18 protein-coding genes are annotated in these 18,541 nt (G+C 52.3%); all 18 read left to right on the top strand.

The features are described 5' to 3' along the window. Positions 1–25: 25 nt before the first annotated feature. The 18 genes from AAFJ72_RS12560 to pgsA all read left to right on the top strand — a co-directional run bounded on the left by AAFJ72_RS12560 (position 26) and on the right by pgsA (position 18,529). Positions 26–859, top strand: a complete 834-nt coding sequence (locus AAFJ72_RS12560) for a ClpP family protease (protein WP_122903431.1) — start codon at positions 26–28, stop codon at positions 857–859. Then, positions 856–1,086 carry a YlzJ-like family protein gene (locus AAFJ72_RS12555; protein ID WP_122903432.1) on the top strand — a complete coding sequence of 77 codons (231 nt, stop codon included), beginning with the start codon at positions 856–858 and terminating at the stop codon, positions 1,084–1,086. Before AAFJ72_RS12560 ends, AAFJ72_RS12555 begins: the two co-directional genes overlap by 4 nt. Positions 1,087–1,206: 120 nt before the next feature. Next, positions 1,207–3,573 carry an FtsK/SpoIIIE family DNA translocase gene (locus AAFJ72_RS12550; protein ID WP_122903433.1) on the top strand — a complete coding sequence of 789 codons (2,367 nt, stop codon included), beginning with the start codon at positions 1,207–1,209 and terminating at the stop codon, positions 3,571–3,573. A 203-nt stretch (positions 3,574–3,776) separates the two neighbouring features. Beyond that, positions 3,777–4,502, top strand: a complete 726-nt coding sequence (locus tag AAFJ72_RS12545; RefSeq protein WP_432774203.1) for a GntR family transcriptional regulator — start codon at positions 3,777–3,779, stop codon at positions 4,500–4,502. Between the two features lie 58 nt (positions 4,503–4,560). Next, positions 4,561–5,613: a BMP family ABC transporter substrate-binding protein gene (locus AAFJ72_RS12540; protein WP_432774202.1), complete on the top strand. Its 1,053-nt coding sequence runs from the start codon at positions 4,561–4,563 to the stop codon at positions 5,611–5,613. 118 nt (positions 5,614–5,731) lie between these two features. Beyond that, a complete protein-coding gene (locus tag AAFJ72_RS12535; protein ID WP_211338214.1) occupies positions 5,732–7,246 on the top strand; it encodes an ABC transporter ATP-binding protein in 1,515 nt (504 codons plus the stop codon). Next, the gene (locus tag AAFJ72_RS12530) at positions 7,239–8,312 is read left to right on the top strand and encodes an ABC transporter permease (RefSeq protein ID WP_122903437.1); all 1,074 of its coding nucleotides are present in this window, start codon (positions 7,239–7,241) and stop codon (positions 8,310–8,312) included. Before AAFJ72_RS12535 ends, AAFJ72_RS12530 begins: the two co-directional genes overlap by 8 nt. Then, a complete protein-coding gene (locus tag AAFJ72_RS12525; protein WP_122903438.1) occupies positions 8,312–9,271 on the top strand; it encodes an ABC transporter permease in 960 nt (319 codons plus the stop codon). The genes AAFJ72_RS12530 and AAFJ72_RS12525 overlap by 1 nt, the downstream gene beginning before the upstream one ends. A gap of 87 nt (positions 9,272–9,358) precedes the next feature. Then, positions 9,359–10,552: a stalk domain-containing protein gene (locus tag AAFJ72_RS12520; protein WP_432774201.1), complete on the top strand. Its 1,194-nt coding sequence runs from the start codon at positions 9,359–9,361 to the stop codon at positions 10,550–10,552. 51 nt (positions 10,553–10,603) lie between these two features. Then, a complete protein-coding gene (locus AAFJ72_RS12515) occupies positions 10,604–10,759 on the top strand; it encodes a hypothetical protein (protein WP_170163362.1) in 156 nt (51 codons plus the stop codon). A 227-nt stretch (positions 10,760–10,986) separates the two neighbouring features. Beyond that, complete coding sequence (gene yfmF / locus AAFJ72_RS12510; RefSeq protein ID WP_122903440.1) at positions 10,987–12,282, top strand: EF-P 5-aminopentanol modification-associated protein YfmF; 1,296 nt, start codon at positions 10,987–10,989, stop codon at positions 12,280–12,282. A 2-nt stretch (positions 12,283–12,284) separates the two neighbouring features. Further along, entirely contained in the window at positions 12,285–13,577 is a 1,293-nt protein-coding gene (gene yfmH, locus AAFJ72_RS12505; protein ID WP_432774200.1) for an EF-P 5-aminopentanol modification-associated protein YfmH, read from the top strand. 3 nt (positions 13,578–13,580) lie between these two features. After that, complete coding sequence (ymfI, locus tag AAFJ72_RS12500) at positions 13,581–14,318, top strand: elongation factor P 5-aminopentanone reductase (RefSeq protein WP_122903442.1); 738 nt, start codon at positions 13,581–13,583, stop codon at positions 14,316–14,318. A 106-nt stretch (positions 14,319–14,424) separates the two neighbouring features. Further along, positions 14,425–14,694, top strand: coding sequence for a DUF3243 domain-containing protein (locus AAFJ72_RS12495; protein ID WP_122903443.1), 270 nt, complete (start codon positions 14,425–14,427; stop codon positions 14,692–14,694). A gap of 108 nt (positions 14,695–14,802) precedes the next feature. Beyond that, a complete protein-coding gene (locus AAFJ72_RS12490; RefSeq protein WP_122903444.1) occupies positions 14,803–15,582 on the top strand; it encodes a YmfK family protein in 780 nt (259 codons plus the stop codon). 12 nt (positions 15,583–15,594) lie between these two features. After that, the gene (locus AAFJ72_RS12485) at positions 15,595–16,494 is read left to right on the top strand and encodes a helix-turn-helix domain-containing protein (protein ID WP_122903445.1); all 900 of its coding nucleotides are present in this window, start codon (positions 15,595–15,597) and stop codon (positions 16,492–16,494) included. 112 nt (positions 16,495–16,606) lie between these two features. Next, a complete protein-coding gene (gene rimO / locus AAFJ72_RS12480; protein ID WP_122903446.1) occupies positions 16,607–17,953 on the top strand; it encodes a 30S ribosomal protein S12 methylthiotransferase RimO in 1,347 nt (448 codons plus the stop codon). Next, complete coding sequence (gene pgsA / locus AAFJ72_RS12475) at positions 17,954–18,529, top strand: CDP-diacylglycerol--glycerol-3-phosphate 3-phosphatidyltransferase (protein ID WP_005834099.1); 576 nt, start codon at positions 17,954–17,956, stop codon at positions 18,527–18,529. Positions 18,530–18,541: the final 12 nt, after the last annotated feature.

The raw sequence follows: 18,541 nt of genomic DNA, 5'->3' as shown, positions 1-18,541 counted from the left end.
AGAGGAAAGTGAGGGAGGATCATCCATGTCGAAGCAACCTTACAACCAATTTTTAAATAAGCTGCCTTTTACAAGCGCATTGACGAACAACGACAAAGGCGCTGCACCCGAAGGCTCGCCTCCTGGGGGGCAGGAGCCTGCTGCTTCGCCGCCGTCGGAAGCGCCAGCCCAGGAAGATCCGAAGAAAAAGCTGCTGGACTCGATCAGCCAATTGGGACAGACAAATGTTCCGCAATTGGAAAGCAATATTTATTGTATGACGATCATCGGACAAGTAGAAGGACATATTCAACTGCCCCCGCAAAACAAGACCACGAAGTACGAGCACCTCATCCCGCAACTGGTTGCAGCCGAGCAAAACAGCAAGATCGAAGGGGTTCTCGTCATCTTGAACACGGTGGGCGGAGACGTGGAAGCGGGGCTTGCGATTGCCGAAATGGTGGCTTCGATGTCCAAGCCTGTCGTCACCCTCGTCCTGGGCGGTGGCCACAGCATTGGCGTTCCGATCGCGGTTGCCGGTAATTATTCGTTTATTGCGGAAACCGCCACGATGACAATTCATCCGATCCGGCTTACTGGACTTGTGATCGGCGTTCCGCAAACGTTTGAATATCTGGACAAGATGCAGGATCGCGTCGTCAGCTTTATTGCCCGTCACTCCAACATTACCGAAGAAAAGTTCCGCGAGTTGATGACGCGCACAGGCGAGTTGACGCGTGACATCGGAACCAATGTCATCGGCGTGGATGCTGTCAAGTACGGCTTGATTGACGAGGTCGGCGGTCTGGGCAAGGCGCTGAAAAAGCTGAACGAGCTGATCGAGAAAGCGCGTAACGGGAAGGAGCAGGTTCTCCAATGATTTTTTACTCGATCATCCCGATGGAGACGGTATTTGCCAACATGGACCAGGTGGAAAAGCAGGAGCTGGAAGAAATTAAAAACGGCCATGCAACCATGCTGGTCGAGCGGACAGGACCGTACGAAGGGCGTATTGTCAGGCTGATAAGTCCAGACCCGCAGGACTATTTGAAAGCACACTATGCACCCGGACAAAAAGTTCAGTTTCACCCGCAATGGCTCGTCTAAGAAGTCCTGTATTTCTATGAATTTCCTGTGTTATACTAATAACGTACGAACAGCAGCCGAACAAAATACGGCTGCCTTTTTACCATTCGGGTACATAGAATTGGAGCACAAGAAGGAGGCGTGCCATTGAGTAGGAGAAAAAAAGAGCGGTCACAGGCGGCATTGGCCTCGGTTATCAAAATAGAGCTGCTCGGATTGCTCATGATTGTGCTGTCCTTGATCGGACTTTTGGAAAGCGGGTGGCTGGGCAAAAATATTCTGGCGTTTCTGTTCCGTTTTATTGCCGGCTCCTGGGATTTCCTCATCCCTGTGCTGATGATCGGAATGGCTGTGCATATGATGTTTACGAGACGGGCGCCGCGGCTCACCTACCGCGTGCTTGGGATTGCGCTGATCGGCGTGGCGATTCTGACGTGGGATCATCTGATTTTGTACAAACAGATCACCGCTGACGGCAAATTTGCCGAGCAGAGCATCATTCGGGTGACATGGGACAGAATCTGGCTCGACCACAGTCAAAAGGTGTCCACAACCGGAGTGGGCGGAGGCATGGTCGGAGCTCTTTTCTTTGCGGTCACAAACGGTCTTGTCGGAACAGTCGGGACTGGCTTAATCATCGTCTTTTTGTTTCTCGTCGGTCTTATGTTTCTGTTCAATCTTTCTTATGTGAACATTTTGATGGTTGTGCGGGACAAGATCGCGCTTTTCTACAACAAAGCGAAGGAGACGGTAAAAGACTCCGTGCAGCTTATGCAGGAGGAGGGCGAGCGCAGGAAAAAAGAGGCGCAGGAAGCAGACGAGCAGCGCAAGCAGAAGCTGGCGGAAGCAAAAGAGCCAGCCACGGATGCGATTCCGGTGCGAGAGCTCAAGGCCAGCTTTGACGAGCAGGCAGCGGAGCAGCCGGTCATTCCTGTCATTCACGATTTTGCGGACCGGATTGCGATGGAGGACGAGACAGTGCCGGCAGAGCCTGCGCCAACTTCGAAGCCGGTTGCCGCCCAACCGAAGCAGGAAATTACGTTTTCCCTGGAGGGGGAGGAAGAGATTTTCGGAACGCTGGAGACGGGCGAAGAGCAGCCAGCCGTGCCTTATGAGCTGCCGAGCTTGCAGATGCTGTCCAGGCCTCGTTCGACTGGAACGGCCAAAGATGTCGACCACACCTCCAATGCGCGTAAGCTGGTGCAAACCTTGAAAAGCTTCGGGGTAAGCGCGACGGTCTCCGAGGTGCATCGCGGCCCGGCTGTCACCCGCTACGAGGTGCAGCCAGCCACAGGGGTAAAAGTGAGCCGGATTGTCAGTTTGACCGACGACCTGGCGCTGGCGCTTGCAGCCAAAGACATCCGCATCGAGGCGCCGATTCCCGGCAAGTCAGCGATCGGGATCGAGGTTCCCAACTCCGAGGTCGCTGTCGTGTCGCTTCGCGAAGTGTTGGAATCACCGGAATATCAGGATGCGCCAGGCAAATTGACCGTTGCGTTGGGGCGTGACATTTCCGGCCAACCAATTGTGGCCGATTTGACGAAAATGCCGCACTTGCTCGTTGCCGGTGCAACGGGCAGCGGGAAGTCTGTCTGCATCAACTGCTTGATTATGAGCATCTTGTTCAAGGCGAAACCGGATGAAGTCAAGCTGATGATGGTAGACCCGAAAATGGTGGAACTGAACGTTTACAACGGCATTCCGCATTTGCTCGCCCCGGTCGTGACAGATCCGAAGCGGGCGTCGGTTGCGCTGAAAAAAGTCGTGGCGGAGATGGAGCGGCGCTACAACCTGTTTGCGAAAACGGGCAGCCGCAACATCGAGATGTACAATGCGCAGGTGCAAGGGCAGCCTTTGCCGTACATCGTCGTCATTGTCGACGAGCTGGCCGACCTGATGATGGTCGCTCCCGGCGAAGTCGAGGATGCGATTTGCCGCCTTGCGCAGATGGCGCGTGCGTCCGGCATTCATTTGATTATTGCCACCCAGCGTCCTTCTGTTGACGTCATCACAGGTGTCATCAAGGCGAACATTCCTTCCCGCATCGCCTTCGGAGTCTCCTCCATGGCGGACTCCCGCACGATTCTCGACATGGGGGGAGCGGAGAAACTGCTTGGCAGAGGAGACATGCTTTCTTTGCCGATGGGAGCTTCCAAGCCGATTCGCGTGCAAGGCGCTTTTGTCTCCGACAAGGAAGTCGAGGAAGTCGTTCGCTTTGTAAAAGAACAGCAAGAGGCCCGCTACAATGAGGAAATGATTCCGGGTGAAGTGCAGGAGGAACAGCAGGCTGTCGTCGATGACGAGCTGTACGATCAGGCTGTGCAGATCGTGTCAGAAGCGCAAACAGCTTCGGCATCCCTTTTGCAGCGCCGTTTGCGGGTAGGCTACACGCGCGCGGCGCGGTTGATCGACATGATGGAAGCGCAGGGAGTCGTCGGCCCGTACGAAGGGTCCAAGCCGCGAGAGGTGCGCGTACCTCGTCCTTCCATAGAATCCAACATTTCCTAAAACCCTTGACTTTGCTGGTGTCGTGCCACTGGCAAAGTCATTTTTTCTGGCCGCATAAAAAAATATTTGACTTGCATGATAGGCGACCCTCATGTAAAATTTTTAACAGATTGAGGGAAATTGTTGTTACCACGTCTCATGAGATTCAGAGGTCTGACGTCCTACCTGTTGGGATGGCTAAGGACAACAGGAGTGAATTGACGATGAGCATCAAAGGGAATGTTCGATCACTTTTCCTCTTGGTGATGGACAAAATCAAGAGTGATATCGAAACCGGACAATTGCGTCCCGGTGAACGCCTCCCATCCGAAGCCGAACTATCCAAGCAGTTAGGTGTAAGCAGGGCAACCCTTCGCGAGGCTCTCCGTCTTCTGGAAGAAGAGAAAATTGTCATCCGTCGACACGGCGTAGGGACATTTATCAATTCCAAACCTGTTTTTTCAGGCGGAATTGGGGAACTCTTTAGTGTGACGGATGCAATTGAACGCCAGGGATATACGGCAGGAACGATGATCCTGAAGACGTCCTTTGGCGAGGCGGGAGACGATGAGCGGAAAAGCCTGGCCTTGAATCCGGGCGAAGGCGTGCTGAAGGTAGAGCGCATTCGGACGGCTGACGGCGAACCCGTGGTCTACTGTATCGACCGTATTCCTGCGCGCTTGGTGCCAGAAGGCTACACGGCTGGCGGGGAGTCCATTTTCAAATGGCTGGAGAGCGCTACAGGGGTGCGAATTTCGTATGCAGTGGCTCACATTGAACCCATGGGCTACAATGAAAAGGTTTCCAATCTGCTGCATTGCGACAAATCTACACCATTGCTCTTGCTCAAGCAGATTCATTACGACGAAAGTGAAAAGCCTGTCTTATACTCCCATAACTACTTCAGAGCTGACAAAATTCACTTTCACGTCGTGCGGAGACGGTTGTAATCGTGGGGGAAACCTCACTCAACAATTTTCATCAACCAAAAACAGGGGGTAATCTCAGATGAAGAAAGTTCTATCCGTGCTTTCTGTGGCAACACTCAGCTTGTCGCTCGTTCTTGCTGGCTGCGGAAGCAAACCAGAAGCACAACCACAAGGCCAGGCAAGCACTGGCGGCGCTGAAGGCGGTGCCCAAACAGCGATCCGAGTTGGTATGGTTACGGACGTTGGCGGTGTAAACGACAACTCCTTCAACCAAAGTGCCTGGGAAGGTCTGCAACGACTGCAAACCGAGCTGAATCTGCCAAAAGAAAATGTTAACTACCTGCAATCCACCAGTGATGCTGAGTACGTACCTAACCTGACCCAATTTGTAAAAGACAAATGGGATCTGACTTGGGGTATCGGCTTCCTGATGGGCGACCACCTGAAAAAAGTAGCAGATGAAAACAAAGATGCAAAACTGGCGATCATCGACGCAGAAGTAGATGCGCCAAACGTGGAATCCGTTCTCTTCAAAGAGCACGAAGGTTCCTTCCTCGCTGGGGTAGTGGCAGCGAAAATGTCCAAAACGAAAACAGTCGGTTTCGTGGGCGGCGTTGAAATCCCGGTTATCAAACGTTTCGAACTTGGTTTCGAAGCAGGGGTAAAAGCAGTCGATCCTAACGTAAAAGTTATCAAAGTATACACAGGTGCATTTGACAAGCCAGACCTTGGCAAATCCACTGCTTCCCAAATGTACGGCCAAGGCGCTGACATCATCTTCCACGCTTCCGGCGGTACAGGTGATGGCGTATTTAATGAAGCAAAAGACCGCAAAGCAAAAGGCGAAGATGTTTGGGTAATCGGTGTAGACAAAGACCAATCCCTGACATTCGGTGACGAGGTTACTCTCACTTCCATGGTAAAACGCGTTGACGAAGCTGTTTTCCGTGTATCCAAAGACCTGTCCGAAGGTAAATTTGAGGGCGGAAAAATCAAATGGCTCGGTCTTGCTGAAGACGGTGTAGGCTTGGCTTCCACTTCCTCGAAGAACGTTCCAGAAGACGTTCTGAAGCTGGTTGATGAGTTCAAGGAAAAAATCGTTAAAGGCGAAATCACAGTGCCAGACAAGTAAAACGATGAAGCGGCAAACGGACAAGGCTGGTTCTAGGAACTGGCCTTGTTCTTTACCTTCACATTAAACCCGAAAAATGGGGTGAGTATGGTTGAGTTCGGTAAAAAAAGTGGTTGAGATGCGAGGGATTACCAAGCGGTTCCCCGGGATTGTGGCAAACGACAACATCACGCTTTCTGTCAAGCAAGGGGAAATTCATGCGCTGCTCGGTGAGAATGGCGCAGGCAAGTCGACATTAATGAACATTTTGTTTGGCCTGTATCAACCCGATGAAGGTGAAATCTTCATCAATGAAAAGCCTGTGAAAATTACAAGCCCGAACGTTGCCAATGAGCTTGGCATCGGGATGGTGCACCAGCATTTTATGCTTGTGGAGACGTTTACGGTAACAGAAAACATTGTATTAGGAAACGAACCGAAAAACGGGTTGCAAATAGATATCCAAAGCGCTGAAAAAGCGGTGGAAAAGCTGTCAAACCAGTACGGACTCAAGGTTGATCCCAGAGCAAAGATTCAGGATATCTCGGTCGGGATGCAGCAGCGTGTAGAGATCTTGAAAACGCTTTACCGCGGGGCCGACATTTTGATTTTTGACGAGCCGACGGCTGTTCTTACCCCTCAGGAAATTCAGGAACTCATTGATATCATGCATAACTTGGTCAAAGAGGGCAAAACGATCATCCTGATTACGCACAAGCTCAAGGAGATCATGGCCGTCTGTGATGCCTGCACGATCATTCGTCGCGGGAAGGTAATTGACTCGGTACTTGTGAAAGATACGAACCCGGACGAACTGGCGGCAAAAATGGTGGGACGCGAAGTGAATTTTCGAGTGGACAAGACCGCTTCGAAACCGAAGGAAACCATCCTCGCCGTTGAAAACCTCACGGCAATGGGCAACCGTGGTGTCAATGCGCTGAACAATCTCAGCCTGGAAGTGCGTGCAGGCGAAATTTTGGGGATTGCCGGTGTAGACGGCAACGGGCAAAGTGAACTGATTGAAGTTTTGACGGGGTTGCGAAAAGCAACCAGTGGCCGTGTCCTTCTCAATGGTAAAGATATTACGAACCAGACTCCGCGGGCTATTTCGGAAGCGGGCTTGTCGCACATTCCGGAAGACCGTCACAAGCGCGGATTGGTTCTTGATTTCACCATGAGCGAGAATATGGTGTTGGAAACGTATTTCCACCCGACGTTCAACAAAAACGGTTTTCTCGATTATGGCGCGATTGACAAGCATGCGGCCAAGCTGATTGAGGAGTTTGACGTGCGCACGCCTTCGATCTACACGCCGGCGCGGGCACTCTCCGGGGGGAACCAGCAAAAGGCGATTATCGCCAGGGAAGTGGACAAGAACCCGGATTTGCTGATTGCAGCACAGCCTACACGCGGACTGGACGTAGGGGCGATCGAGTTTATTCATCGCCGTTTGATCGAGCAGCGCGACAAAGGCAAAGCGGTTTTGCTGCTCTCGCTGGAACTGGACGAGGTCATCAACGTATCTGACCGGATTGCCGTTATTTATGAAGGCAGCATTGTAGGAATCGTCGATGCCAAATCGACAAGCGAGCAAGAGCTGGGCTTGATGATGTCCGGCGGAAAACGAATGCCTGGAGGAGGAAACGATGAATAAAGTGATAGCCGTCTTTACAAAAGAATCGTTCCTCGTTCCTGTCGTCGCGATCATTCTTGGTCTGTTGACTGGGGCGATTGCCATGCTGGCAGGTGGCTTCAACCCGATTCAGGCTTACATGGCCCTGATTGAAAAGGTATTCGGAAGCGCGTACAACTTCGGGGAAACGATCCGGCAGATTACACCGCTGATCTTTACAGGTCTTGCAGTGGCGTTTGCCTTTCGGACAGGACTGTTTAACATTGGGGCAGAGGGGCAGTTTATTGTCGGGATGGTCGCTGCTACAACAGTAGGGATCACCCTCGATCTTCCTGCATACATCCACGCTCCTCTCGCTGTGATTGCTGGTGCGGTAGCTGGCGGCCTGTGGGGCTCGATTGCCGGTTATCTGAAAGCAGCGCGCGGTGTGAACGAGGTTATTACCAGCATCATGCTGAACTGGGTTGCGCTGTACCTGGCAAACTGGGTGATGAATGCGTTTTTCATTCCGGTCGGACAACAGCGTTCGGAAACAATCAAGGAATCATCCATGATTACGATCAGCTGGCTTTCGCAAATGTTTGACAGTGCCCGTCTGCACTGGGGAACTTTGCTTGCTGTGCTTGCCGCTATCTTTTTTTACGTCATTCTTTGGAAAACAAAGTCGGGCTATGAGCTGCGCGCCGTAGGTCTTAATCCGCACGCTTCCGAATATGCGGGGATGAACGTAAACCGCAACGTCGTCAAGGCGATGTTCATCGGCGGCATGTTTGCGGGTATTGGTGGCGCTTGCGAAATTTTGGGCGTGTTCCATTACCAGGCGATCATGACTGCCCAGCCAGGCTATGGCTTCGACGGAATTGCCGTAGCGCTGATTGGCGGAAATACGCCATTTGGCGTGGTGCTTGCCGCGATTTTGTTCGGGATTCTCACCTTCGGGGCAGCCGGCATGAAGTTTGGCGCTGGCGTACCTGTTGAGCTGATTCGTGTCGTGATCGCTTCTGTCATCTTCTTTGTTGCGGCACACGGCATCGTGAAAATTTTTGTCAAACCAATCTTGAAGAAGAAAAAGGAAGGTGGAAACTGATGGATTGGGGAGTCATTCTTAGCAATCTCGTTCACGATACCATCGTGTTTTCCACTGCCTTGATTTTTGCCTCTCTGGGCGGGCTCTACTCCGAGCGCTCGGGTGTCGTGAATATTGCGCTGGAAGGCATGATGATTATCGGGGCCTTTACGGGTGCCGTCATTACGTACGCGTTTCAGGATTCGATGGGAGCCGTCGCTCCTTGGATCGGCTTTATTCTCGCAGGGATTGCCGGTTCGATTTTTGCCCTTCCGCATGCGGTCGCTTCCGTGACCTTCAAAGCGGACCAGACTGTGAGCGGTGTGGCCCTAAACTTTTTGGCGGCAGGTCTGTCTGTCTACCTGACCAAAATCATTTTTAACGGCGCAGGTCAGACAACAACCTTGTCCAGCGTTTTTTCCAAGTGGGAAATCCCGCTTTTGCACGACATTCCGTATTTGGGACATGCCATCTTTGAAGCGTATCCGACGAGCTATTTGGCGTTTATCGCCGTCTTTTTGACCTGGTACCTGATCTTCAAAACCCCGTTCGGCTTGCGTCTGCGCGCGGTCGGTGAGCATCCACGCGCTGCTGACACGGTGGGGATCAACGTCAAGAAAATGCGCTATACCGCTGTCATGATTAGCGGAGCGCTGGCTGCGTTGGGTGGGGCGACCATCTCGCTGACGACCACGAGCAACTTTTCCCATAACACCGTATCCGGCCAAGGGTTTATCGCGATTGCCGCGTTGATTTTCGGAAAATGGCATCCGGCCGGAGCGATGGGAGCTGCCTTGTTCTTCGGGGTTGCCCAAGCGATCAAGTCTTTGGTTCAGATTTTCGGACTGACCAAGTACATTCCGACCGAGTTTATTTTCATGCTTCCGTACGTACTGACTATTTTGGTCATGGCTGGTCTGGTTGGACGCTCCAGCGCTCCTGCCGCACTGGGCAAGCCGTACGATACCGGATCTCGTTAAGGAAAAGTTGACATAATTTGCGTCTGGAACCCGTTCCTTTCCCTGTGCGATAATTTTTCTCGTGAGATTGCGCGGGGAGGGGAGTACATGAACTGCTGGCTAGATAAGCACAGCCGTTTACGTTCAACCGGGATTCTGGGCGCTTTTTTTGCTTGTATATGTCTCTGGCTGTCTTTTGGACTGGCCAGTGCTACAGCCGCGGCAAAAGAGCCGGGTCCGGTCATATCGCTGGTAGTGGATGGCAGAGGCGTGGAGTCTGACGTTTTGCCGCTGGTCCGAAACGGACGGATGCTCGTGCCGATCCGGGTGATTGCCGAGGCGACAGGAGCGCAGATCGAGTATGATGCGAAGAAACAGCGCGTGACTTTTGACCAAAAAGGCAAACATGTCTCGCTGGACATCAACAGTCGGCTTGCATATGTAAATGGAGAGCGGGTGACGCTGGAGACGCCGCCGATTATCGTCAATCAACGCACGCTCGTACCGCTGCGGTTCGTCAGCGAGTCGCTCGGCTATCAGGTGGAGTGGGACGCGACGTCGTCCGTGGCGTTCGTGCAGACAAAGCCTGTGGAGGATCGCGCCGTCACGGTGAAGGAATCCGCCAATCCATACGTGGTGCAGCCAAATGACACTCTTGGGGAGATTGCGGACCGCCATGGCACGACGAGAAGTGCGATCAGGGAAAACAACTACTTGTCCAGCGAGAAGCTGATGATCGGACAAATTCTTTTTTTGCCGCATGAGGCGAAAAAAGCGGAGCATCCGTTGGCGAGCAAGGTGCAAGATAAACGGCTGCTTAGCAAAGATTACTGGTTTCCTTTCAACAATGCGAGCTGGTACGAGCCGTATGGCGACAGCTTCGGCTCTGATCGCGAATGGACAGAAAGCCAAAGCGGCAGTGTACGCAGCCACGAAGGCATCGACATCATGGCTCCAAAGGGAACGCCGATTTACTCGGTTTCAGACGGGACGATCAATCGGGTAGGCTGGAATACGTACGGCGGTTGGCGGATCAACATCACCGATAAAAACGGGCAGTTTCGCATGTATTACGCTCATCTTAGCGCATACGCTCCCGGTCTTCGTGTCGGAGGAACAGTCAAGGCGGGGCAGCTGATCGGATTTGTCGGAGATACCGGTTATGGCGGTCCCGGCACGGTGGGAATGTTTGCGCCTCACCTGCATTTCGGAATGTATCGCAACGACAACGGACGAGTTGTCGATCCGTTTGACTACCTTCGCTACTGGGAGCAAAACAAAGTGGTAAGCTTGTTTGCGTAATGGGACAGACTACTATACGAAAAGGAATCCTGAGAAAAAGGAGGGTTTCGTATGTGGGTCTGTCCGTACTGTGGAGGAAATCACGGCTTGCCTTTTCACGACGAGCAACTGGACGGGATGCTTTGCCTGTCTGCTGATTGCGGACGGTTCGTGGAAGAGGGCAGCACATCGGATGATATTGTAGATTGGGATTATATGGATTTTTAGTGCGAGGGAGCGAGCATGCGCCTGACAGGGCGGCTTGCTCTTTTTTTCATGTTCAGGGAAACGCACAGGAAAAGCCGGGAGAAAAGGGGATTAGCGGAGTCTAATGGAGGACCGCATGCGCATACGATGGAAAACAAGGCAATGATAATGGAAGATTCTGATGAAAGATGACCTGCCAATTGGTTACAATAGAGAAGTATACGCAGTTGGAGAAGGGAGAAGTTGCCATGAAAGCACAGACGTCTGATATTGCGTTTCAAAGCTCCCAAATAAACGGGATGAACGTACATATTCTTCCGACCGCCAAATTCAAAACCACGACAATCGTGACGATGATCGAACAGGCTCTGTCGGAGGAGCACGTGACCAAGACCGCGCTCCTGGCGAGTGTCATGAAGCGGGCCAGCGCCCGTTTTCCGGAAACCAAGCAGTTGCGTGAGCACCTCGATTTTTTGTACGGCGCCATTTTTGATGTCGATGTCATGAAAAAAGGCGAGCGGCAAATTTTGCAAATTTATATGGAAGTGCCAAATGAGAAGTACCTGTCCAAAGAGGACGGTCTTCTGGAACAGGCGATTCAGTTTGTCGGTGACATGCTGGTGCGGCCGCACGTAGAGAACAATGCGTTTGCCGAGAAGTATGTGACACAGGAGAAGGAAGCGCTGCGAAAGCGGATTGAGAGCCTGATTGACGACAAGATGAAGTACGCCAATCAGCGTGTGACGGAAGAAATGTGCAAAGGAGAGCCGTTCTCCCTGCTCGTTCAGGGCCGGGTACAAGACTTGCCGGCGATCACTGGCCAGGAGCTGTATCGCTATTTTCAGGAAATCACCCAGTCCAATCCGATCAACATGTTTGTCGTCGGTGATGTCGAGCCGCAAACCGTTGCCGATGCGATTCGCACGCATATCCCGCTTGTGCGCAAGGGAGCGGGCGAACTGAAGTTCGATGTTGCGGAGAAGCACGCTGTGGAAGAAAAGGAAGTCGTCGATCGTCTCGATGTGAACCAGGCCAAGCTGAATATCGGCTGCCGGACGCAGGTGACGTACAAGGATGACGATTATCCGGCCTTGCTGTTGTACAATGGCATTTTGGGCGGATTCCCGCATTCCAAGCTGTTTGTCAATGTCCGGGAAAAAGAAAGTCTCGCCTACTACGCCGTATCGCGTCTGGAAAGCCATAAAGGCATCATGATGATTATGTCCGGCATCGACGTGAACAAATACAGTCGTGCTGTCGAGATCATCAAGGAGCAACTGGAGCAGATGCGGGCAGGCAATATTTCGGAGGCAGAGCTGACGCAGACGCGAGCTACGCTTTCCAACCAGTTCCGCGAGCTTCTGGACAGTGCCCGCGGCATGATTGACTTTACGTTCAACGGCGTAATCAGCGGCCGCAAGCGCAAGCTGGATGAACTCCTCGCTGCGATTGAGCAGGTCAGCATCGACGACATCAAACGGGTAGCGAACAAGGTAACGATTGATACGATCTACTTGCTGCGCGACAAGAAGGGAGAGGCGTAATCATGCAGACGACTGTTTTTGAGCAAGTAAACGAGACCGTCTACCACGAGACATTGGACAATGGGCTGCAAGTTTTCCTGGTTCCCAAGCAAGGCTTCAGCAAGACGTACGCCGTATTTACCACACGCTACGGCTCGATTGACAGCCACTTCAAGACGCGCAGCGGCGAGGAAATCAACGTGCCGGACGGGATCGCGCATTTTCTTGAGCACAAAATGTTTGAGAAAAAAGACCGGGATGTGATGCACGAATTCAGCAAAAACGGAGCCTCCTGCAACGCATTCACCAGCTTCAACCGCACCGCATACTTGTTTTCGTGCACAGACAAGCTGGATGACAATCTGAATTTGCTGCTCGATTACGTGCAGGAGCCGTATTTCACGGATGCCAGCGTGGAAAAGGAAAAAGGAATCATCGGCCAGGAAATCACCATGTACGACGACAATCCGGACTGGAAGGTCTACATGAATTTGCTCAAGGCGATGTATCAAAAATATCCGATCAACATCGAAATTGCGGGCACGATTGAATCGATCTCGCACATTACGAAAGAGTACCTCTATCAATGCTACGAAACGTTTTACCATCCGGCGAACATGCTGCTTCTGGTGGTAGGCTCGTTTGAACCGGAGGCGATCATGCAGCTGATCCGCGAGAACCAGGGGAAAAAAGAATTTCCGCCTGCTCCGCAAATTACCCGGATTTTTCCCGAGGAACCTGCTGCCCCGGCTCAGGCAAAGATCGAAGCGTTTCTCGCGGTTGGCCTGCCCAAGTGCATGATCGGCATCAAGGAAAAGGAAACGGGTTTGACCAAGGAAGCTTTGCTGCGCCGGGATTTGACGACGAAGCTCGTGCTGGATATTGCGTTTGGCACCAGCTCTGCCATTTACGAGCGGCTGTATGAGAGCGAGCTGATTACGGACAGCTTTGATTTTGACTACAGCAGCGAACAGGATTACGCCTATACGATCATCGGCGGAGACACGCCTGACCCGGATCGGCTGGTGGCGACGATCAAGAAAGAAATCGAGCAGCTCAAGCAAAAAGGGATCAGCCAGGAAGAATTCGAGCGGGCCAAGCGGAAAAAGATCGGCAATTTCCTGCGCTCGCTCAACTCCGTGGAGTTTATCGCCAATCAGTTTACGAGCTTCAAGTTCAACGGAAACGATCTGTTTTCCGTGGTGCCAACATTGGAATCGATTACACGCGAAGAAGTGGAGGCGCGTCTGAAGGAGCATTTTCTGGAAGAGCAGATGGCGGTATCTGTCGTGCGTTCCGCTTCGCCGCAGGAGTAGGAAGTGGCTATGAAGGAAACACCTTGGGCATTGGTGACGGGGGCCTCCGGCGAAATCGGGCAGGCGATTGGTACCTATCTGGCTGAAGCAGGAGTCCCCCTCTACCTGCATTACAACCGTTCAGAGAACAAGCTGGACAGTCTGGTGCAACTGTGCCAGGAGCACGATGTCCCTTGCGTCAAGCTGCAGGCAGACTTGCGCGATCCTGGGCAAATTGCCGCGATGTTCGAGCAGATGTCATCCCCGCCGCTTTTGGTTGTCAATAACGCCTCGGCCGATCACGTCGGACTGTTTACCGACGTGTCGGTCGAAACGTTTGACGAACTGGTGGCGACGAACGTCCGCTCTGCCTTTTTGGTCTGCCAGGCCGCCTTGCCCGCGATGCTGCGCGAGCGATACGGACGAATCGTCAACGTCTCGTCGATCTGGGGACTGACCGGCGGCTCCTGCGAGGTGCTTTACTCCTTGACCAAGGGCGCGATCAATACGTTTACCAAAGCGCTGGCCAAGGAGATGGCACCGAATGGCATCACAGTCAATGCTGTTGCTCCCGGAGCGATCCGGGGCGGGATGATGGAGCGCTTTTCCCCGGATGAGGTGGAGTTGATCGCAGACGAAATTCCGGCGAACCGTCTGGGTGATCCGCGCGAGGTGGCAGCCGTCGTGCGTTTTTTGCTGTCTGCGGACGCCAGCTATGTCACAGGTCAGATCATCAGTCCAAACGGTGGCTGGTACACATAAGCGCTGTTTGCGCGGGCGTGAATAATTTCCGAGAAATGGTGGAAGTCTACCTCTTGTGCGGGTGGTAGATACCGCTGCCCCAATGAAAAAAGGAGGGAATTTCCTAATGTCGATTTTGGACAACTTTCGCGACTGGAAAGAGTTTCTCGGAGAGCGAGTAGAACAAGCGAAACAGGCGGGTATGGACAACGGGACACTGGAAAACGTGGCGTACCAGATCGGAAGCTATCTGGCAGAGCAGGTCGACCCGAAAAACGACCAGGAGCGTCTGTTGAAGCAGCTTTGGGATGCAGGCGATCAGCAGCAGCAACAAGCACTTGCTTCTCTCATGGTGAAGCTCGTACAAAATTCCGATAATATCAATCGTGGCAACTAAACGTTTAAATCCCCTATTCATGGGGATTTTTCTTTTCGCGTTTGTCGAATGATGCGAACGTGATATACTACAGTAGAAGGTTATTTTGGGTGCCGGAGAGGATTGCATATGGAAGCGAAAAAAGAATGGTACATGGAGTACGAAATTTCCCGAAACCGTCCGGGTTTACTGGGGGACGTGTCTTCCATTCTGGGGATGTTGAACATTAATATCATCACGATCAACGGCGTGGATACGATGCGGCGCGGCATGCTGCTCTTGACGGACGACGATGAAAAAATGGAGGTTTTGCGCAACGTTGTGCAAAAAATGGACAACATAACCATAACGAGGTTGCGTCCTCCGACCATGCTTGACCGTCTTGCCGTCCGGCATGGCCGATACATCGAGCGCGACAGCGAGGACAAAAAAACGTTCCGCTTTGTGCGCGACGAGCTGGGGCTTTTGGTAGACTTCATGGCCGAGATTTTGAAAAAAGAAGGTCATCAGCTGATCGGCATCCGGGGAATGCCGCGCGTGGGGAAGACGGAGTCGATGATTGCAGCCAGCGTCTCGGCGAACAAGCGCTGGACGTTCATTTCCTCTACGTTGCTGCGGCAAACGGTGCGAAGCTCCTTGGCCATTGATGAAATGTCCCCCGATCATGTATATTTGATAGATGGGATTGTTTCAACGCTGCGATCGACAGAGAAGCACTACACCCTGCTTCGGGAGATTATGAACTTTCCTGCCGCGAAAATCATCGAGCATCCGGATATTTTTGTGCGGGAGTCAGAGTACGAAATGTCTGATTTCCACTACATTATTGAATTACGCCACCATCCAGATGAAGAAATTACATACGAGCTGATTAACAATCGCGGCTTTGATAATTTTGACATGAATTAAGGAGGGGCAGCTGTGTCTGAGCTAGGTCAAGTCCTGCAAAGGGCCCGCGAAGAAAAAGGAATCACGCTCGACGACATCCAACGAATTACCAAGATACAGCGGCGGTATTTGGAGGCCATTGAAAGAGGTCATTTTCATGTACTTCCCGGCCACTTTTACGCGCGTGCGTTCATAAAAAGTTATGCGGAAGCCGTCGGTCTGGACCCGAATCACATCCTGACGCACTTTCAGGCCGATTTGCCAGCCCAGCCACCTACGGAGCAAGTGGAAAGGCTGCGCCGCAGGAGAGTTGCTTCCGCGAACAATCCGTTGCAGGCGGGACGTTGGGTCACCAAGACATTACTGGTGTTGTTTATTGCCTTGATTATCGGCGTGATTTACGTCGCAGCGGTAAACAACAACGACGATACGTTCACCCAGCCTATACCGAGCGGAACGGTCACTCCAGGAGCGGAAATCGTCACTCCGGGCAACGGTGGTGGAGTTTCCACCTCTCCGATCGCACAGCAGCCGCAACCGCCATCTGCTGTCACGCCTGTTACTGAGCCGGGAACGACGACACCCGAGCCTGAAGTCTCTCAGGCGACGGTTACGTTTGAATCGCAGCAAGGTTCCATCTACAACTACTCCCTGCAGGGTGGAGAAAAAATCACCGTCCACCTGAAAGTGAAGGAAGACAGAAGCTGGTTCGGGGTATCGGAAGGAAAAGGCAAGAAATACGTCGAGGAAGGCGAACTGAAAAAGGGAGCCAAGGAAGAAATCACGATTGAATTGAAGAAATCGGCGTATGTGCGTCTTGGAAAACCGACCGTCGTCGAATTGACGGTGAACGGAGCGGTGATCGATACGTCCAAAATGAAGTTCATGCCGTCGAACATCACCATCAAATTGAAAGAAGCAGCAGCACAGTAGGCAAGCGTAAAGCTTGCCTTTTATACTTTCGTCTCTTTTGACACTTCCTTTAGGCTTATATTATACTGGATAGGTGTAATATGGGCTGGTGTGACCAATTGGAGGAAAAAAGATGACAGAGAAGGCAGGCACGCGAGAAAAAGTAGCGATTGTTACGCTGGGCTGTGAAAAAAATCTTGTCGATTCGGACATGATGGCCCATCTGATAGATGAAAAAGGCTATGAACTGGTTGACAATCCGGAAGAAGCAACCGTGGTCATTGTCAATACCTGCGGTTTCATCGATGCAGCCAAAGAGGAATCGGTAAACAAGATTCTGGAAATGGGCGAATTGAAGGAAACCGGCAAGCTGAAATCGCTTGTGGTGGCAGGCTGTCTCACACAACGCTACAAAGAGGATATCTTGAACGAGATTCCCGAGGTGGACGGCATTGTCGGAACAGGCGATTTTATGTCGATTACAGAGATCATTGAAGAATCGCTGGCTGGCAAGCGCCCGATTTTCGTGGGCAACCCAATCTTCACGTACGAAGATGTCGTGAAGCGCAAGGTGAAGGAAGGCACGTACTCCGCATACATTAAAATTGCCGAGGGCTGCGACAATGCCTGTACCTTCTGCAGTATCCCGCTGATGCGCGGTGGCTTCCGCAGCAGAACGATTGAGTCAATCGTCGAAGAGGCCCGCCACCTGGCTTCGCAGGGAATTGTGGAAGTGAGCCTGATCGCTCAGGATTCCACCAACTACGGTGCAGACATTTACGATGGTAAGCAGATGCTGCCAGAGCTCTTGAACCGTTTGGCAGAGGTGGAAGGAATCGAATGGATTCGCCTTCACTACGCCTATCCGGGCTTTTTTACAGACGAGCTGATCCAAACGTTTGCTACCAATCCAAAAGTGTGCAAATACGTCGACATGCCGCTGCAGCACTCGGAAGACCACATTCTGAAAAAAATGCGTCGGCCGGGTCGACAAACGGACATTCGCGAGTTGGTGGCGAAAATCCGTGCGCAAGTGCCGGATGTAGCGCTGCGCACCTCGCTGATCGTCGGCTTCCCCGGCGAGACAGACGAGGACTTCGAGCGTCTGTGCGAGTTTGTGAAGGACATCGGCTTTGATCGTTTGGGTGTTTTTACGTATTCCAATGAAGAAGACACTCCGGCTTCCCGTTTGCCGAATCATGTGGACGAAGAAGTCAAGGAAAAGCGTGCAAACATGCTGATGGAAATTCAGCGTGAGATTGCAAGCGAGCGCAACGGCCGCTTCGTCGGCCAGGTGCTGGACGTTCTTATTGAACGCTACGAGGGACGCAACGACATTTATGTAGGCCGGACGCAATACGACGCCCCGGAAATTGACGGGGAAGTATTCGTGACAGGGTTCAAAGGCAAATTGGGCTCTATCGTAAAAGTCAAGATCACACACTCCTATGAATACGATTTGGCCGGGGAGGTAGTCTAGGTGAATCTCGCCAACCGCATCACCCTCGCCAGGATTTTCCTGGTTCCGGTAGTCATGTTTTTTCTGCTGGTGCGTTACAACATCGGGACATTTTCCATTGGCAGCCTGACGATGACGTATAACGAGCTGATTGCGGCTTTGGTGTTTATCCTAGCAGCCAGTACGGACGGACTCGACGGTTACATCGCTCGCAAACGCAAGATCGTGACGAATCTGGGGAAATTTTTGGACCCGCTGGCAGACAAACTGCTCATCTCGGCAGCGCTGATCTCCCTCGTGGAGATGCAGCGGCTGGAAGCGTGGATTGCGATTGTCATCATCAGCAGGGAGTTTGCTGTAACAGGTTTGCGCCTGGTTGCTGCGGCAGAAGGACAGGTAATTGCCGCAAGCGCATTGGGTAAACTGAAGACATGGGTCCAGATTGTGGCGATTACCGCTGTCATGATCCGCAACTTTCCCTTCGAATTTTTCGGGATTCCGTTTGACGAAGTCGCCACGTGGGCGATGGTCGTTATCACGCTTTATTCCGGGTACGACTACTTTGCGAAAAATCGCAACGTCATCCAATACTCGTAGCTACGGGTATTG

It is taken from the genome of Brevibacillus gelatini, from assembly GCF_050920745.1.
GTDB classification, from domain to species: Bacteria; Bacillota; Bacilli; order Brevibacillales; family Brevibacillaceae; genus Brevibacillus; species Brevibacillus gelatini.
This window is presented reverse-complemented; position numbering and strand designations above follow the sequence as displayed.

Excerpts from the sequence above, each read along its gene's own strand:
- AAFJ72_RS12560 (WP_122903431.1), top strand. The coding sequence starts at position 26 with ATGTCGAAGCAACCTTACAACCAATTTTTAAATAAGCTGCCTTTTACA.
- AAFJ72_RS12555 (WP_122903432.1), top strand. The coding sequence starts at position 856 with ATGATTTTTTACTCGATCATCCCGATGGAGACGGTATTTGCCAACATG.
- AAFJ72_RS12545 (WP_432774203.1), top strand. The coding sequence starts at position 3,777 with ATGAGCATCAAAGGGAATGTTCGATCACTTTTCCTCTTGGTGATGGAC.
- AAFJ72_RS12540 (WP_432774202.1), top strand. The coding sequence starts at position 4,561 with ATGAAGAAAGTTCTATCCGTGCTTTCTGTGGCAACACTCAGCTTGTCG.
- AAFJ72_RS12535 (WP_211338214.1), top strand. The coding sequence starts at position 5,732 with ATGCGAGGGATTACCAAGCGGTTCCCCGGGATTGTGGCAAACGACAAC.
- AAFJ72_RS12530 (WP_122903437.1), top strand. The coding sequence starts at position 7,239 with ATGAATAAAGTGATAGCCGTCTTTACAAAAGAATCGTTCCTCGTTCCT.
- AAFJ72_RS12525 (WP_122903438.1), top strand. The coding sequence starts at position 8,312 with ATGGATTGGGGAGTCATTCTTAGCAATCTCGTTCACGATACCATCGTG.
- AAFJ72_RS12520 (WP_432774201.1), top strand. The coding sequence starts at position 9,359 with ATGAACTGCTGGCTAGATAAGCACAGCCGTTTACGTTCAACCGGGATT.
- AAFJ72_RS12515 (WP_170163362.1), top strand. The coding sequence starts at position 10,604 with ATGTGGGTCTGTCCGTACTGTGGAGGAAATCACGGCTTGCCTTTTCAC.
- yfmF (WP_122903440.1), top strand. The coding sequence starts at position 10,987 with ATGAAAGCACAGACGTCTGATATTGCGTTTCAAAGCTCCCAAATAAAC.
- yfmH (WP_432774200.1), top strand. The coding sequence starts at position 12,285 with ATGCAGACGACTGTTTTTGAGCAAGTAAACGAGACCGTCTACCACGAG.
- AAFJ72_RS12495 (WP_122903443.1), top strand. The coding sequence starts at position 14,425 with ATGTCGATTTTGGACAACTTTCGCGACTGGAAAGAGTTTCTCGGAGAG.
- AAFJ72_RS12490 (WP_122903444.1), top strand. The coding sequence starts at position 14,803 with ATGGAAGCGAAAAAAGAATGGTACATGGAGTACGAAATTTCCCGAAAC.
- rimO (WP_122903446.1), top strand. The coding sequence starts at position 16,607 with ATGACAGAGAAGGCAGGCACGCGAGAAAAAGTAGCGATTGTTACGCTG.